Raw genomic sequence first — 16,519 nt, 5'->3', positions numbered from 1 at the left:
GAGATCAGGGTGAGCACAAAACTATAGCCTGCACGAAAGAGCGCGCTCCCTCGCACTAGGCACGGGAGCAGATTGAGCGTGAGGACGGGGGTAGTTGTAAATGAATATTTCAGACAGAAATCGCGATGGCGAGCTCAACCCACGGCCGGCCAGAAAGGGCGGCGGGCCACCCGCCCGCCTCCTGAAAGGATGGGCAAACCTCAGCCCTGGTGGGCCTGCATGTACTGGCGCAGCAATTGGTTGATCCGCGTCTGGTAACCCGCGCCCTGGCCCTTGAACCACGCCAGCACATCGGCATCCAGGCGGATGGTCACGGCCTTCTTGCCCGGCAGATGCACTTCGGCGCAACGGAAAAAGTCGTCATCCCGTTCAGGGATATCCGTGGTGTCGATCCCTTGGTCATCGGTTTTCGCCAGGCGATCCCAGTCAGTTTTCGATCCGTTGGACATAAGATTTAGCCTCCCGCTTAGTGGCTTTTCGCGCCGAGATGATGCGCATCGCTTGGCCTCGCCGCTCGGTATCGACCACCACGCCCACCAGGGTCCTGGCCCAGCCGAGGCTGACCCAGCGCTCCTCGCCGTCGTCCAGGCGCTCATCGCGCAAGGACAGCACCGGGCGCTGGAACATCCCTACAGAACTCTCGGAAAAGGCTGCACCGCACTTGCCTTGCACCGCCGCAGGCCCGCGGCTTATAGTCCGGCCGTCGCCCATATGGCGACTCAGGTTTGGCGACCTGGCAATAGAGAATGCAAACAACCTGCTTGCAGGTTTTTTTGCGCCTGCATGATTGCTCTATGGCGGTTGTGCGCGGGAGACCTTCGGGTCTGTCGGTTTTCTCTATTGCCGGCTCGCCAACCTGCGCACAACTGCCTCCTATTGTTTGGCGACGGTAAGTGGACAGCCGCTCAACTAACGGAATAGAGAGAACTGATCATGAACCGCTACATGCCGATAACCGGCCACGATTGCCTGGTTCCTTCCCTGCTGATCGACACCCAGGCGCCCGTCGATACGCTGCACGACGCCGCAGCCTTTCGCATCCGCGCCGCGACCCAACTGCTGGAGGACTTCGCCACCGAGACCCTGCGCAGCGAACCGGGGGTACTGCAGGAACTGACCCTGGTGTGCAGCATCCTGCTGCGCGATGGCTGTGATCTGCTGGCTGTGACATCACGGCGCCTGCAACCGCAGGCCGAACTCTAAACACCCCAGGGCGGCTGCCCGGCCGCCCGCTCTTCATAAGGAAATGCCATGCATAAACCCGCAACAGAAATCCCCCAGCGCCAGATCCGCGCGCTCTACGACGCCGATACCATCCGCGTCTACCAGGCCTACTCCGACAGCATTGCCGACGCCGCCCTGGCCCACGGCACCTTCGTCTCCCCACCTTTCAAGATGGAGCGCATGACCTGGATAAAGCCGTCTTTCCTCTGGATGATGTACCGCGCCGGCTGGGGTTTTAAGGACGCCGGACAGACCCGCATCCTGGCCATCGACATCAGCCGCGAAGGCTTCGAATGGGCCCTGGCCAACGGCTGCCTGAGCCATGCCGACGAGTCCATAAGCAAGGACGAGTGGTTGAAGTTGAAAGACCAGTCACCGGTGCGGATCCAGTGGGACCCGGAGCGCGACCTGTACCTGCGGCCCCAGGAACACCGCGCGATCCAGATCGGCCTGAGCAAGGAGGCCGTGCAGCTGTACGTGAACCAGTGGATCAAACGGATGACCGATATCACGCCACTGGCGCATTCGATTCACCGACTCATTCAGGAAGGAGACTTGGAAGGAGCCAGCAGGCTGCTTCCGCAGGAGCGGGAGTACTCAATGGGGTTTGATGTATAGCCTGTACTTTCGGAAGTTGCAGCTAAGTTACTGGAATAACTCACTCATTCACCTTAGAGGCTTAGCAAACAACAATCGCCATCTGATCAATCCCACTTAAAATCAGGTGTAATGGTAAATAAAACCCCTGCGTGACCAAGCATTCTCCTGACCCGAGAGACCTCAACAGCCTGCCCGGAGAACAGAATAAATTGGCCTTTCTGCAGAGCCTTTCTGGACATTAATAAATTGTCACCCGTCACTTCGGATAAAACTCGCACATGAATTTCGCTTCACAATTCACAACAACTAACCTCATATATTACTGCCCTATCGTGCTCTCTAGGCTACCAAAAACTTCTTTACCATCTGTCATCGTCATAGCAGAACAAGCAGGACCACATACCGGCAGATCATCCTGTGAAATAAAATACCCTTTCTGCCCATATAAGATAGTTGGTCCTCTTTTAATGCTACCACCAGCTCCATTAATGTAAGCCCCACCTGCGCTCGAACTGACACCTCCCTTTGCACCTAAAAAATCACAATCGGATTAAAGTAACTGGAAACTCAATGTCCTCGCCGTCAACATACATCCAGGATATTAAGAACAGCTTTTTGGATATTCTTTGATCAAATGGCATGAGTGACATCACAAACTCGTCCAATTCGTCACTATACTCAACACTTCTTATATCTGAGTCACCATGCATCTCCCCGGTTAGTTTTCGCTCAAAGCCGTCAACTAGAAAAACATAAAGAATTTCCTGAGAGTCCTCAGAGTAACAAATCGACCGAATTACAACACTACTGCTTATATTGAGTTCCATTGAACGGGTCTTTAATCAACACTCGCCCCGCGCTATCAACCCCATTAACAACAACCCAATGCCCTGTTTTATTTCCCGAACCCCACATCATTGCACTCCACGAGCCTGTTTATTCAATGCATTAAAACTAGACGCATCAACAGTATTACCTGCCCAACCAGAGTCAAATTTATTCAGCTTGTTTGCCAACGTACTCATAGAGGTAAGCTCTATCCCCTGGCTTAGATTACGTGGGCACTGGTTGCAGCAGGTGGGATTTAAGGTTAATCAGAAGATTAGGATTGAGGTCAGTAAAAATAGGTTGGTGATTACGACGAAGTAAAAATACCCCCCAGTAAACACTGGGGGATTTTAACCTCAGATGACATTATGGATATATACCAGCTCGCTCAAGTTCAGAAAAAATAAACTCCATACCTTCTCGTATTTTATCTGTATCTTTTCTTATCACCACATCAATACTTGATGACATATTTAAAACAAAAGTATAGACATTGCAATCTCTTTCCCCATCCACTTTAAATATAAAGAACCCTTTATTTTTTATTGCCACCATTTCTAATATTTGTACAAATTCCTCTAGCCCGACACTGCTCATACTTGACGAGCCAAAGTGGGCAGCATACTTATCAGCAAGCTCACCGAAAGACATTATTCCAGCCCTCTTAATGCTTTTGAAATATCTTTAACATCAGTTAACTTACCTGTTGCAACTTTATCTACGACATTCCATATAACCTGTTTTGGCGGTCCATCCACACCATTTTTTATAATTAGCTGCTCAACCACTTCAACCGCTGTACGCTTATTTCCATTATCAAATAAGTGCCCGCCAGCAATATCCCTAATCATTGACCCGGCTTTGTTATAAAACCCAGTATGATTAGCAGCATTTGCTATAGCCGTATCAACATCTCTGAAAGAAATCGACCCACCAAACTTTGAATTTATTGAGGTGATGTCCTCTGCACTTAAGCCGACCTTAAATCCACCAAGACCTGCACCACCTGAAAGGTTTTGGGTTGGATTTAAGTTGTTGCCGACAGGCTTTCCAGCAGTGACTAGATCATCTACCTTTCCAGCGGCCCCACCAGTTCCTTTTGCAGCTATTCCAACCATGCTGCCAAGCGTAGCCAGTAAACTCGCATCCTCTACGACTTGCAACCCAACGCGAACCCAGTTTCCATTAGCCAAATTGACTGCCCGGGTAGCCTCCCCGATTGCCTGACCTATACCTACGCTGTCGCCCGCATACGTCACCGTCGTGACGGCCATATGGGTAGCAACATTGCGCTCACAAGCAGCGTTCCCTTTACATAGAGGCAGCACTTTCTCTGTATAAACTGCCTGTACGAACTCTTCCCAGCCCGCCTGAGCCTCTTTTGTCTCCAGCCCGCCCTGCCGGTAGGAAGTTTCTTTCCATGTGTCGTAAGTTTTCAGACAAGCTTGCAGCCCTCCGGAATCACCACAGGATGCTTTGAGTTCGTTGCCAAACTCCGCTACTTGGTCCTTACCCAATTGATGGCCAAAAATATTGACCCCTGTTCCTAAATGATTATTCTCCGCAGCATTCTTCCCTGCACCCGCACCCGCTATTGCACCCGCGCTATCACCTTTCGCAATTCCCCCTGCAAGCCCGGCCGCCAACGTCGCTAGCGCTGACACCGTTTGTTTTTGCTCTTCGCTGAGGGTGTTTGTATCGCTGGTGCCATACAGCTGCTGGGTGATCAAACGAGCAGCCAACTCACCTCCGGCGGCTCCCGCTGCGCCTGCAATCGCCGAGTTGCCTTGGGCCTGGGCAACAGCAGCGCCCAGCACCGCGTGGGCCATAGTGTTGAGCGCAGCATTGTCACCCGTGGTTTTCTTGATCAACTGCGCCAGATACGGTGCCGAGGCGCCGGCCAGGGCAGAGCCGATGTCCCCGCCGGCCAATCCTTGTAAGGCGGCGGTGACGGCTTGGGCTACTCGCTGGTAATCACCACCCGTACCGTACTTGCCCATAACCTGCTTGTAGGCGTCAGTGGCAATCAACTGCTTCTGATAGTTATCAACATCCTCTTTGCTGGCATTGTTTCCTGGTCGATAGATACCTTTCTTTTCAAGTTCATCGCTGGCTGCTTTATCGGCCTTCAACTGCCCGTCGGTCCGAACAATGTCCGTCACTTGGGTGCCGATCTCGCCGATAAGCTGCACCTCCCGCAGGCGCTTCTGCTCCTTCTCCTTGTCGAAGATCGGGCTGATGCTGCCGTTGGCGTGTTCGACGTCACGGCTCAGGGTGGCAACATCCTGCTTCTGCTGGCCTGGGTCACGAATGTCCAAGGTGCCGTTGGAGATTGCCGATGAGGTGGTGCCGCTGGCGCTGCCGCCGTGGTTGTATGCGATCAACATGCCGCTGGGCATGTTGCTGGTGAAGCCATCGGCACCGCCGTTGCCACTGCTGACGCTGGCGCTCTGCATCTGGCTTTTGTATTCGGCCTCGTTCTTGAGATCGCTCCAGCCCAGGGTGCCGGTGCTCAGGCGGTTTTTGTCAGCTTCTGCGGTGCTGGCGATAACGCTGCCATCCAGTTGGGTGTGCTTGCCCACTTCAACCTGATAGCCGCCCTTGCCGGCGAACAAGCCGGTTTGTTCCTGCACGCTCTGGTACTTGGAGTCGATCTTGCTCTGGCTGACGCTGACCGAAGCGCTGCCCGTCATCGTGCCGAAGGTGAAACTGGCTCCGCCGCTGACATTGCTCTGCTTGGATTTGTAGTCGTCGGTGTCCTGCAGACTTTGCAGCGTGAGGTCGCGCCCAACCTTGGCCGTGATCTTGTCCGCATTGACCTGCGCACCCTTGAGCGCGGCATCCCGCCCACTGATCAGGCTCGCTTGGTTACCAGCGTCCAGGGTGGTTTCGGTCCAAGTGGTGCCAGTGCCCTTTTCCTTGCCCACGCCCTTGTTGCCGTTGGCGAAGATACTCAGGCCTGCGCCGTTGGGGCCGACGCCCAAGCTGACGCCAATGGCACCGCCGCTGCTGCTGTTCTTGCCATCGAGCTTTTGCCGGTTGGCTGCGGCCTCAAGCTGGATGTCACGCTCAGCGGCAAGCAGTACGTTATTGCCTGCCTTGAGTTGGCTGCCTTGCACGCGGATGTCGCCATCCGTCCCAGCGGTGCCACTGCCGGCCGCCACGATGGAGAGGTTGTTGCCGCTGGTCAGGCTACTGCCCTGACTCACCACCTGTTCCTGAGTCTGCTTGGAACTGGACTGTTGCGAGCCCAGGGAAATGCTGATGCCGACGAACTGGCCGATGTTATCGCCGTTCATCCCGCCGCCCTGTTGGGCCGCTTGCCAGGCCTGGACACCGGTCAGGCCGGCCTTGATGCCTTGCAGGGCAGAGAGGCGGCTATCGTCCTCCTCCTTGGCCTGCTTGGTGGTCTGGTACGCGGCGTCGACGGCACTGCCGACGGTTCCAGACAAGGCCAAGGTCAGGCCGCTGGTCTTGGTTTTGGAGGTTTGCTCGCTCTTGTTGTGATTTTCCGCCGCGAGGATGTTGACGTTCTGTCCGACGAGGCTGATGTCCTTGCCGGCAATGACGTCGGAGCCTTTCAGGGTCAGGTCCTTGCCGGCCTGGATATCGACGTTGCCGAGCACGCTGCCAATGGTGCTGGCCTTGGCGTTTTCGGTGGTGCTGGAAGAGGTGTTCTTCGCACTGGTGGAGCCCAGGGTGAAACCAATCCCGCCACTGCTCAACAGGCCGGACTTTTTCTTCGATGTCGAATGGCTTTCTTCGCTGGTTTCGGTAGCGCTGTCGATCTCGACATTACGTCCCGCGACCAGGCTGGTGGAGTGGGTGGAGACAATATCGCTGGCGGTTGCGCCAATGTCTTGGCCGGCCCGTATGACCACCGTATCGCCACTGACGGAGGAGCCCTGTTGGGTGGTGGAGCTGCTGCTGTCGATCCGTGTTTTCTGGCTGCTGGACAGCCCGGAGCTGCTGGTCTTGGTCTTGCGGTAATAGCTGTAGTCACTGTTCTGCGCGGCGCTGAGGTTCACGTCACCGCCCGCATAGAGATACGCCTCATCCCCCGCCGTCACCCGGCTGGCCGTCAGTTGAAGATCCGCACCGGCCTTGAGCGCCACATTGCCGCCCGCCACCAAGGTGGTAGCTACCTGCTGAACATGATCCTCCTGACTGGTCACCTTCTTGGTCTTGCTCGCCGAATGCTGCTCGTTGGCCGCCGAGATCAGGTTGAGGTTGTCCGTGGCGGTCATCGCCACATCGCGCTTGGCCTCGATCTGGCTGGCGATGGCCGTGATGTCGCGCCCGGCACTGATGGCCAGGTCGCGACCGGCCTGCAGGCTGGAGCCGTTCTGGGTCACGCTGAGGTCGTTGTAGCGCACGCCGCGGTCATTGCTGACCACCTGTTCCACGGCGCTCAGGTTGACGTCGCGACCGGCCTTGAGGCTGGTGTCGGCACCACTCTTGAGCTCGCCGCCGGTGTTGTTGATGTCACGCCCGGCGGTAATCAGCAGGTTGTTCGCGGCTTCGACCCTGGCGGCGTTGTCGACGAAGTCGCGCTGCTGGGCGTAGCTGCCGTTGCTGCTCTGGTGCGAGGTCAGGGTGCGCTCGTTGATCACGTCGCCACGGGTGGCGCTGAGGCTCACGTCACGCCCGGCGATGATGCCGCCGGCCTTGTTCACCAGGTCGTTGCCGGCCAGCAGGTCGAGGCGGTTGCCGGCTTCCACCAAGCCACTGTTGACCAGGTTCTGTCCGGCCTGGGCCGACAGGTTGTGGGTGGCGCGCAAGGTGCCGACGTTGTTCAGGTCCTGGCCGGCGATCAGGTTGACGTCGCTGCCGGCGATCAAGGCGCCGTTGGGCGCCAGACGGTCCTTGGCCTGGGCCAGGTAGAGCACCGGCACCAGCACTTGTTCGCCGTTCACTTCGGCGTTTTCCAGCCAGACGATGTCGTGGGTCAGGGCCGCCACTTGCTCCGAGGTCAGGCTCACGCCCACCGACAGGTTGAGCTGTTGCCGGCTCTGGATGGCGTTGTCCATCAGGTACTTGAACAGCTTCTCATCGCTGTCCTGGCCATTGATGTAGCGCTGGCCAGTGCGGGCCTGCACCGCTTGCTGGATCAGTTTCTGTTCATAGAAACCGTCCCCCAGACGCTTGGCGCTGTCGTCCGGGTTGTAGCCGAGGTTGGACAGCAGGTAGTCCGAGCTCATGAACTGCTTGAGGTCGGTGAGCACCGGGTTGGTTTCGATCAGGTATTTATGTGGATTGCTGCGCACGCTGCTGTCGGGCAGGCCGGTGACCCGCTCGATGCTGATCGGTGCCGGAGCCTGGGCGTTGAGGGCCGCGGTCTGGCTGATGCCGTCACTCACCTGCGAAGGCCCGGGCAATGCCGGGCCCGAGACAGCACCGCCACCGGGCAGGGTCGCATTGATCGCGCTGGCATCGGCGCCGACTTGCGCCGCCGTGCGGTTGGCAGTGCTCAAGTCTGCCGATCGGGCGGCGATCGACGCGACGTCGGCGATGTTGATGTCTCGCGCCGCCACCACGGGCAGCCCTTGTTGACGTTGCGCGGAGCTCAAGGCACCGCCGCCCAGGGTCCAGCTTTGCGGACCGCTGGTGGTCGGTGTGCTGGCGCCCTGGCCGCTGAGGCGGAACAGGCCATTCTGCCCGCTGGGCAGGCTGAAGCCGGGCAGCGCCAGGGGATTGACCTGTTGCTGGGCCAGGTCCGGCGGGAGCTGCTGGTTGAGGCTGATACGGGTGGCGAAGGCCGTGCCCGGGGCGTTGGTGTCGGTACGTTGGCCGCTGCCGACGTAGGTGAAACCGGGACGCACCACGCTGTTGTCGATGCCATTGCCCGCGTTGATGCTGACCGCACCGCCCGCCTGCATCACCGCCGCGTAGCTTTGATCGCCGCCAGCGAGTTTTTTCGTCGATCCCTGGCCGACCCACTCACGCTCGGTCATGCCGATAAAGCCGGCCAGTGCCCCTTCCAGGCCACCCAGGTCGTTGGGGGTATAGCCCGCGCTCTGGAACCAGTACTTGCTGGTGACGGCATTGGCAACGTTGTACCAGCCCCCGGCATTCTTGGTCCGCGCCGACATGAACACTCGGGTGGTTTCGGTTTCACCGGTTTCCACGCCGCTGTTGACCAGGTTGTTGACCGTCGCCACCAGGTTGCCGCCGGCGCCGATGCTGCTGCTTTGGTTCAGCAGGGTGCCACCGTTGATGTTCAGGTTGACGCCGGCGGTGATGCTCGACGCCGCGCTGGCGCTGGTCACTTCGAACTTGTCGCGCTGGACGATTTCCCAGACGTGATTGCGCTTGCCGCTGCAGTCACCGGCGTTGTAACCCTCAATGCAGGCGATCTCGCCGATTCTCGCGGTATAGATGCCAGCGTTGCTGGTGGTCAGCACATCGCGCAGGTTCTCGATGGTGCTGGCGGCGATCGTCATGGAGCCGTCGCTCTGCAGTGAACCGGAACGGTTGGCGATGCGGCTGGCCAAGGTGCCTTGGCCATCACGGTCGATCCTCAGGTTACCCAGGCTGTAGAGGTTGCCGTAGCTGTTGGTCAGGCTATCGACCCGCAGGCCCATGTCGCCGCCGCTGAAGACCAGCCCACGCTCGTTGAGCAGGGCAGCGGTGGTCAGGGTCAAGTCCTGGGCTGCTCCCAGGGTGCCCAGGTTGTTGATGCCCGCGGCGCTGAGATTGAGCCTGGCGGCCGAGGTCAGGCGCCCGGCGTTGTTCAACAGGCCAGCCACCGCCACCGTGGTGTCACCTCCTCCGGCGATGCTCGACACAGCATTGAGGTTCAGTTGGCCGGCGCCGAGGCCCAGGGTGCCGCGACTGCTCAAACGACCATTACCCGAGTAGCTGCCACTCAGGTTGAGGTTGAGGCTGCCATCACTGGCGATCAGCCCCTCGTTGCTCCAGTTGCCGCCGCTGCCGGTGAAGGCCTCGCTGGCCAGCAACTGGCCGCTGGCGCTCTGGTTGAAGTGGTTGACGTTGATGGTCAGGCGCCCGGCCTGGATCACGTTGCTGTTGTCCCAGCTGTCGGCATTCAGGGTCAGGCCGCCCCGGGTGACGATGCTGCCCCCGGCGCCGGTGACGTTGGCGGTGGCGATGTCGAAGCTGCCGCGCCCCACATGCAGCAGGCTGCCGCCACCGTTGAGGAAGCTGCCAACCCCCAGGCTCAGGTCGCTGTTGGCGCTTTCCAGGGTGCCGTTGCGGTTGTCGAACTGCCCGCCGATCTCGAAGCGGGTGCTGCCGCTGCTGCCCAGGGCGCGCAGTTGGCCGGTCTGGTTGTCGAGGCTGGCGGCCTTGATTGCCAGGCTGCTGGCGCTTTCGATGATGCCCAGGCGGTTGTTCAGGGCGCCGCGCAGGTCGAGGTCGATGCGCTGGCCGGCGATCTGCCCATCGTTGTCGCCGCTGTTGTCGAAGTTGCCGCCGCTGACCTTGACCAGGCCCTTGGCGTAGAGGCCGCCGTTGCGGTTGTCGAAGTCGCTGGTGGTGATCAGCGCATCGCCGTTCTGTGCGGAAATCCGCCCGCCGTAGTTGTCGATCCCGGCCAGGGCCTTGAGGGTCAGACGCTGGGCCTGGGTCACGCCGCCCTGGCGGTTGTTGTTCAGGTCGTAGCCGTTTTTCAGCACCCCTCGAAGTTCGGCGGTCATGGCTCCTTGCAGGCTGGAGAGCACGCCACCGCGGTTGTCCAGGGTGCCGGCGGCGATGTTCAGGTCGCCGTTCTTGGCCAAGATGCGGCCGCTCTGGTTGTCGATGTCGCCGCTGCTCAGGCTCAGCGCGCCCTGGCTCTGCAGCGTGCCCTTGGCGTTGGCGAGGCTGCCGGCCTGGACGCTCAGGCCGCCGTTCTGGCTGTAGATCAGGCCGTCGTCGCTGTTGTGCAGGGCGCCGTCGAGTTGCAGATCGAGCTGCTCGTTGGCCGCGACGGTGCCGCGGTTGCGGTTGTCCAGGCCGCTGCCGAGCAGCGTCATCAGGCCCTGGCTGGCCATCTGGCCACCCTGGTTGTCGATCTGGCCGGCACGCTCGATACGCAGCGGGCCACCGCTGGCCAGCTTGCCGTTGGTGTTGGTCAAGGCGCCCAGGAGGTTGAGAGTCACCGCGGCATTGCCCTTGAGGCTGCCCTGGCTGTTGTCCAGCCGGCCGGCGTTGAGGCTCAGCGCCTGCGCTGCGCTGATTGCCCCAGCGCTGTTGCCCAGGGTCTGGGCTTGCAGGGTCAGGGCCGCGCCGCTGTCGATCAGGCCGCCCTGGGCGTTGTTCAGCAGGCCGCTGACGTCGAGGGTCTGTTCACCGGCGCTGGAGAGGATGCCACCGCTGCTGTTGTCCAGGCTGGCCGCCGTCACGCGCAGGGCCTTCTGGCTGACCAGGGCCCCGGCGCCGCTGTTCTGCAGATCGCCGCTGACCTGCACCGCGAGCCCGCCACTGCGGCTGGACAGGGTGCCCAGGTTACGGTTGTCCAGGCTGCCCAGGTCGCCGCTCAGGCCCTGCCAGCCCGACACCAGGCCGCCCTGGTTGAGCAGTTCCCGGGCCTTGAGCTTCAGTTGCTCGTTGCTGATCAGTTTGCCAGCGCTGTTGTCCAGGCTGCGCGCTGTCAGGTCCAGGCCCTGGCGGCTGGAGATTTCACCGTTGCGGTTGTTCAGGTCGCGCAGGTGGGCAATGGTCAGGGAGCCGTCGGTGCTGATCAGGCCGTCGCTGTTGTTCAAGTCCCCGGTGGCGCTGCCCAGGTCCACGGCGATGGCGCTGCCCAGCAGCGAGCCGCCCTGGTTATCCACGGCAGTACTGCCGATGGCCAGGCGGTCAACGGCATTGATCAGGCCTTGCTGGCTGTTGTTCAGCGCGCCGGCCAGTTGCAGGTCAAGGGCGCCGCGGCTGGTGAGAGTACCGCCGCTGTTGTCCAGGCTCGCGGCCCGCCCATCCAGGCTCGCAGCCGCGATCAGGCCCTTGAGGTTGCTCAGGGCCTGGTCGATGCGCAGGCTCAGGGCCTGGTTGCTCAGGACCTTGCCGCGGCTGTTGTCCAGGCTTTGCGCGGCCAGGGTGAAGGCTTGGGCCGAGGAAATCTCGCCGCCCTGGTTGTTCACTGCCTGGAGGTTCTTGAGCATCAGCAGCGGCGCGTTGATCAGGCCCTGCTGGTTGTTCAGTTGCCCCTGGTTCAAGTCCAGGGTCAGGGCGGTCTTGCTGAACAGTTCACCGCCCTGCTGCTCAAGGCCGCTGACACTGGCGTTCAGGGCGCCGCCGCTGGCGATCCGGCCGCCGTCCTGGTTGGTCAGTTGCGCGGTGTTCAGGGTCAGGCTGGCGCCGCTGTTCAGGCGCCCGCCGTGACTGTTGTCCAAGGCCCCGGTGTCGACCTGGGCCGTGGTCTTGGCGCTGATGTTGCCCTGGTTGCGGTTATCCAGGCGGGCGCTGTTGAGCAGCAACCCGGCGTCGGTGAGGAGCGCTCCGCCCTGGTTGAGCAGGGCACCATGGTGTTGCAGAGTCAGCGCCCCGGCGCTGGACACGCTGCCGCCGCTGTTGTCCAGGTCGCCACTCTTGAGGCCCAGGCTGCCTTCGGCACTGATCAGGCCCTGGCGGTTGTCCAGGTTGCCCAGCAGTTCGACCTTGAGCTGTTGCTCGGTGAGCAGCGAGCCGCCGTGGTTATCCAGGCTGTCGCCATTGAGGGTCAGCCCGGCCTTGCCCGACAGCAAGCCCTTGCTGCGGTTGAGCACCTGGGCCACGGTCAGGCCCAGGCTGCCTTCGGCCAAAACCTTGCCGCCCTCACTGTTGTCCAGGCGGGCGCCTTCCAGCTTCACCCCAGCCTTGCTCGACAGTTCACCGCCCTGGTTGTCGATGGTCCCGACCTTGAGCGCCAGCCCTTGGGTCGCGCCGACCAGACCGCCCTGGCGGTTATCGAGGCTGTCGGCGACCAGCTCCAGGTGCTGGGCAGCAATGAGCTGCCCGCCCTGGTTGTTCAACACACCCACCTGGGCCTGCACATCGCTCTTGCCGGAAACCTGCCCCTGGCGGTTATCCAGCGTGCCGGCCTGCAGGTTCAATTGCTCATCGGCGAGCAACGTACCGTCCTGGTTGAGCAGGCTGCCATCGACCTTGAGGTCTTGGGTTCCCCGGCTGCTGAGCAGCCCCTGGCGGTTGTCCAGGCTGTGGCTGTGCAGGTCCAGGGCCTTGGCCGACACCAGGCCCTTGAGGTTGTTCAGGGCCTGGTCGATGCGCAGGGTCAGGCCTTGCTGGCTGATCAGCTTGCCACTGCTGTTGTCCAGGGTGCGGGCGGCCAGGCTGAAGGCCTGGGCGCTGGAGATTTCACCGCCCTGGTTGTTCACCTCGGCGAGGTTTTTCAGCACCAGCAACGGCGCGTTGATCAGGCCCTGCTGGTTGCTGAGTTGCCCCTGATTCAGGTCCAGGGTCAGGGCACTCTTGCTGAACAGTTCGCCGCCCTGTTGATCGAGACCGCTGACGCTGGCGGTCAGGGCTTTTTCGCTGGCAATCCGGCTGCCCTGGCCATTGCTGACCTGGCCTGCGTTCAACGCCAGGCGGTCGCCGCTGATCAGCCGTCCGCCCTGGGTGTTGTCGAAAGCCCCGGTGTCGACCTGGGCCACCCCCTTGCTGCTGAGCAAGCCGCTGCGGCTGTTGTCCAGGCGCTGGCTGGTAAGACTGAGCTCATCGTCGGTGGTGATCGAGCCGCCGCGGTTGAGCAGCGCGCCAGTGCTGCTCAGGGCCAGGGCACCGGCACTGGTTACCTGGCCGCCAGTGTTGTCCAGGCTGGCGGTCCGGGCCGACAAAGTGCCTTCACTGCTGATCAGCCCCGCCAGGTTGTCCAGGGCCTGGTCCAGGCGAATATCCAGCCCCTGCCGGGCCACCAGGCTGCCTCGGGTGTTGTCCAGGCTCTGGCCGTCGAGGGTTGTCGCGCCCTTGCTGAACAACAGGCCCTGGTTGCGGTTGGTAATCTGCGCCACGTTCAGGCCCAGGTCGGTGCCGGCGAGAAGCTTGCCGCTGTCGCTGTTGTCCAGGCGTGCGCCTTGCAGGGCGAGCCCTTCGGCGCTGGAGATTTCACCCCCTCGGTTGTCGACCTCGGCCACTTCGATTTTCAGCGCTTTTGTGCTGCCTACCAGGCCGCCCTCGCGGTTATCCAGGGTGGCGCCCTTGAGGTTCAGGTCACCCTGGGCCACCAGTTCGCCGCGTTGGTTGATGACCTGGGTGACCTGGGCCAGCAGGCCACTCTTGCTCGAGAGGCGCCCACCACTGTTGTCCAGGCTGGAGGCCTCCAGGCGCACTGGGCCGGCGGCACTGAGCAGGCCGCCACGGTTATCCAGGTGCGTGCCTTTGAAGCTCAGGGCGGCCAGGCCGTTCAGCAGGCCCAGCTGGCGGTTGTCGAGCTGCTCGACCTCAAGTTGCAGGGCCTTGTCTGCCCGCACCTTGCCGGCACGGTTGTCCAGGGCCGCGGCACGCAGGGTCAGCAGGTCCTTGCCGGTCAGGCTGCCGTTGCGGTTGTCCAGGCGCCCGGCCTGCAGATCGATCACGCCCTTGGCGCTGATCTCGCCCTGCTGGTTGTCCAGGAGGTCATCGACGCGCGCCGTCAGGCGGTCATCGCTGACCAGGCTGCCGGCCTGGCTGTTGTCCAGGCTGGCCGCCTTGAGCTCGACGCTCTTGGCGGACCCGAGCACGCCATTCTGGTTGTTCAGGTCCGCGCTCAGGTCGATGTTCAGGGCCTGATCACCACTGACCTGACCGTCGCGGTTGTCCAGGCGGGTGCCCTTCAACACGGTCGAGCCGAGGCTGGAGATTTCGCCCTCGTGGTTGTTCGCCGCGCCGCTCAAGGCCAGCGCCAGGCTATCCCGGCTGGTGAGAACGCCTTCGCGGTTGTCCAGGGTCGCCGCGCCGATCTCCAGGCCGCGAGCGGAAATCAGCCCGCCGACATTGCTCAGCGCCTGATCCAGGCGCAGGGTCAGGGCCTGGTTGCCGAGGAGTTTGCCGTGGCTGTTGTCCAGGCTGCGGGCGATCAGCGCGAAGGCCTGGGCACTGGAAATTTCACCTCGTTGGTTATCCACACTGTCGAGGTTTTTCAGGGTCAGGCGAGGTACGTTGATCAGTCCGCCCTGGTTGTCCAGGTGGCCCTGGTTCAGGTCCAGGCTCAGCTCGGTGACGCTGGTCAGGCGTCCGCCATTGCTCTGGTTCAAACCGCTCACGCTGGCGTTCAGTGCCTGGTTGCTGGCGATGCGCCCAGCGTTGCTGTTGTCCACCTGGCCGGCCTTGAGGTCCAGGGTTTGCAGGCTGACGAGCTGGCCGCCACGGTTGTTCACCGCACCGCTGGCATTCAGGCTCAGGTGCTGGCCGGCAGTCACCAGACCCGCAACGTTGTCCAGGGTCGCCACTTGCAAGCTCAGGCCCGCCAGGCTGGACAGCTCGCCTTGCTGGTTGTTCAGGCTGCCGATCCGCGCGTTCAACTGCCCGCTGCTGTTGACCAGCCCGCCCTGGCCGTTGAGCAATCGAGCAGCTTCAAGCTGCATGCTCGCAGCGCTGAGCACACGGCCCTGGTTCTGGTTGTCCAGGGTACCGGCATTGACCGTTACCTGGCGCTGGCCGCTGAGGGTTCCGCCCTGGTTGTCCAGGGACTGGGTTGCCGTGACCGTCAGATCGCGGCTGGCTACCACGCTCTGGCCATTGTTGTTGAGGCTCTTGGCGCTGAGGGTGATATCGCCGTTGGCGTTGCGGCTGTTATCGGCATTGACCCCGGCCTCGATGATGCCGTGGTTGCTCAGTTGGCCACCGCTGTCCAGCTGGATGCTGTCGCGGGCGGCAAGGGTTTTCTGGTTGCTCAGGTCGCCCTGGGTCTGCACCTTGAGATCGCTGCCGGCATACACCGCTCCCTGGGCATCGAGGCTGCCGGCCTTGATCGCCACCGCGCCCTTCTCGGCGCTCGCGTCCGCCATGCGCAACTGGCCGTTGGCATCCAGCAGGATGTCGCCACCGCTGGCAATCAGCTTGCCGTCGAGCTTGACCCCAACCCCAGCCTCGGTGCCCACCAGCTTGATCGCCCCGGCGTACATGCCGCCCAGGGCGCTACTGTCGATGGCCAGTTGCGGTGCGTCTGCCGGGTTGGCGGTGCGTGCCGTGGCGCTCAGGGTCTTGGCGTCGACGTCGTTGGCCCCGGCGATCAGCGCCAGGTGCTGGGCCTGGATCTCGGCGTTGATCCTGGCGCTGCGGGTGATGATTTCGAACTGGTCGACGTTGCTCGCATTGAGCCCCGCGCCTTCGATGGCGACGCTGCCCTGGTCCACCTGATAACGCTGGATCTGGCCGTTCTCGATCACCGGCTTGCCGGTGGTCAGGGTGGCTTTCGGGGTGTTGATGAAACCGCAGCCGTTGCAGGTCACGCCATAGGGGTTGGCGACGATCACATGGGCCGACTGCCCGGCCACTTCGGTGTAGCCCTTGAGCTGGCTGGGGCTGCCGCCGTTGACTTCGTTGAGGATGATATTGGCCGAGCGCCCGCCCAGGTTGGAGTTGCCGAGGATGATCCCGCCCAGTTGGGTTTGCTGGGTACGGCCGGTGGCGTTGTTGAGGATCACCCCCTGCTGGCCGACGTTGTAGTCGCTGAACTGGTTGTGGGACAGGCCGCTGCCATTGGGCGCGGCGATGTTGACGATGGGCACGCCATTGCCGGCCTGGCCCAGTGTGGTGCCACCGCCGTTGACCACGATGCCGTCGGCCATCGCCACCACAGGCTGCCAGAACATCATGTTGGCCAGGATGAACGCCAGGCCCCGCTTGGGCAGCCCCCAGAACGACTCCCGCGCTTGCAGGGTGGCAGAAGGTTGGCGGGCCAGGAAGGCGAACTGACGAACATCCATGTCGTGTATCTCGTGTTAAAGAGCGG

The 16,519-nt window shown here is 61.5% G+C and carries 7 protein-coding genes; 3 read left to right on the top strand and 4 right to left on the bottom strand.

The window, feature by feature from the left end; all coding sequences use genetic code 11:
* Positions 1-200: 200 nt before the first annotated feature.
* Together ACZ5BO_RS01945 and ACZ5BO_RS01940 are read right to left on the bottom strand one after the other, a co-directional pair.
* Entirely contained in the window at positions 201-449 is a 249-nt protein-coding gene (locus ACZ5BO_RS01945; RefSeq protein WP_464697966.1) for a BrnA antitoxin family protein, read from the bottom strand.
* Positions 427-711, bottom strand: a complete 285-nt coding sequence (locus ACZ5BO_RS01940; RefSeq protein ID WP_464697964.1) for a BrnT family toxin — start codon at positions 709-711, stop codon at positions 427-429. The genes ACZ5BO_RS01945 and ACZ5BO_RS01940 overlap by 23 nt, the downstream gene beginning before the upstream one ends.
* Before the next feature lie 222 nt (positions 712-933).
* Between ACZ5BO_RS01940 and ACZ5BO_RS01935 the strand changes: the two genes are divergently transcribed.
* From ACZ5BO_RS01935 to ACZ5BO_RS01925, 3 genes are all read left to right on the top strand, one after another.
* Positions 934-1,203 (top strand): hypothetical protein, encoded by a 270-nt coding sequence (locus tag ACZ5BO_RS01935; protein WP_464697962.1) that lies wholly within the window; start codon positions 934-936, stop codon positions 1,201-1,203.
* Between the two features lie 48 nt (positions 1,204-1,251).
* Positions 1,252-1,842 (top strand): DUF4291 domain-containing protein, encoded by a 591-nt coding sequence (locus ACZ5BO_RS01930; protein WP_232643860.1) that lies wholly within the window; start codon positions 1,252-1,254, stop codon positions 1,840-1,842.
* Between the two features lie 867 nt (positions 1,843-2,709).
* The gene (locus ACZ5BO_RS01925) at positions 2,710-2,973 is read left to right on the top strand and encodes a SymE family type I addiction module toxin (protein ID WP_464701170.1); all 264 of its coding nucleotides are present in this window, start codon (positions 2,710-2,712) and stop codon (positions 2,971-2,973) included.
* A 45-nt stretch (positions 2,974-3,018) separates the two neighbouring features.
* Here the strand turns inward: ACZ5BO_RS01925 and ACZ5BO_RS01920 are convergent, their stop codons facing one another.
* On the bottom strand, positions 3,019-3,303 hold the full coding sequence (locus ACZ5BO_RS01920; protein ID WP_464697960.1) for a hypothetical protein: 285 nt from the start codon (positions 3,301-3,303) through the stop codon (positions 3,019-3,021).
* Complete coding sequence (locus tag ACZ5BO_RS01915; RefSeq protein WP_464697958.1) at positions 3,303-16,493, bottom strand: hemagglutinin repeat-containing protein; 13,191 nt, start codon at positions 16,491-16,493, stop codon at positions 3,303-3,305. Before ACZ5BO_RS01915 ends, ACZ5BO_RS01920 begins: the two co-directional genes overlap by 1 nt.
* Positions 16,494-16,519 lie beyond the last annotated feature (26 nt).

This window comes from Pseudomonas sp. FFPRI_1 (assembly GCF_055384485.1).
The sequence above is the reverse complement of the archived record's forward strand: the minus strand, read 5'-3'. Positions and strand labels throughout refer to the sequence as shown.

Excerpts from the sequence above, each read along its gene's own strand:
- ACZ5BO_RS01945 (WP_464697966.1), bottom strand. The coding sequence starts at position 449 with ATGTCCAACGGATCGAAAACTGACTGGGATCGCCTGGCGAAAACCGAT.
- ACZ5BO_RS01940 (WP_464697964.1), bottom strand. The coding sequence starts at position 711 with ATGGGCGACGGCCGGACTATAAGCCGCGGGCCTGCGGCGGTGCAAGGC.
- ACZ5BO_RS01935 (WP_464697962.1), top strand. The coding sequence starts at position 934 with ATGAACCGCTACATGCCGATAACCGGCCACGATTGCCTGGTTCCTTCC.
- ACZ5BO_RS01930 (WP_232643860.1), top strand. The coding sequence starts at position 1,252 with ATGCATAAACCCGCAACAGAAATCCCCCAGCGCCAGATCCGCGCGCTC.
- ACZ5BO_RS01925 (WP_464701170.1), top strand. The coding sequence starts at position 2,710 with ATGCCCTGTTTTATTTCCCGAACCCCACATCATTGCACTCCACGAGCC.
- ACZ5BO_RS01920 (WP_464697960.1), bottom strand. The coding sequence starts at position 3,303 with ATGTCTTTCGGTGAGCTTGCTGATAAGTATGCTGCCCACTTTGGCTCG.
- ACZ5BO_RS01915 (WP_464697958.1), bottom strand. The coding sequence starts at position 16,493 with ATGGATGTTCGTCAGTTCGCCTTCCTGGCCCGCCAACCTTCTGCCACC.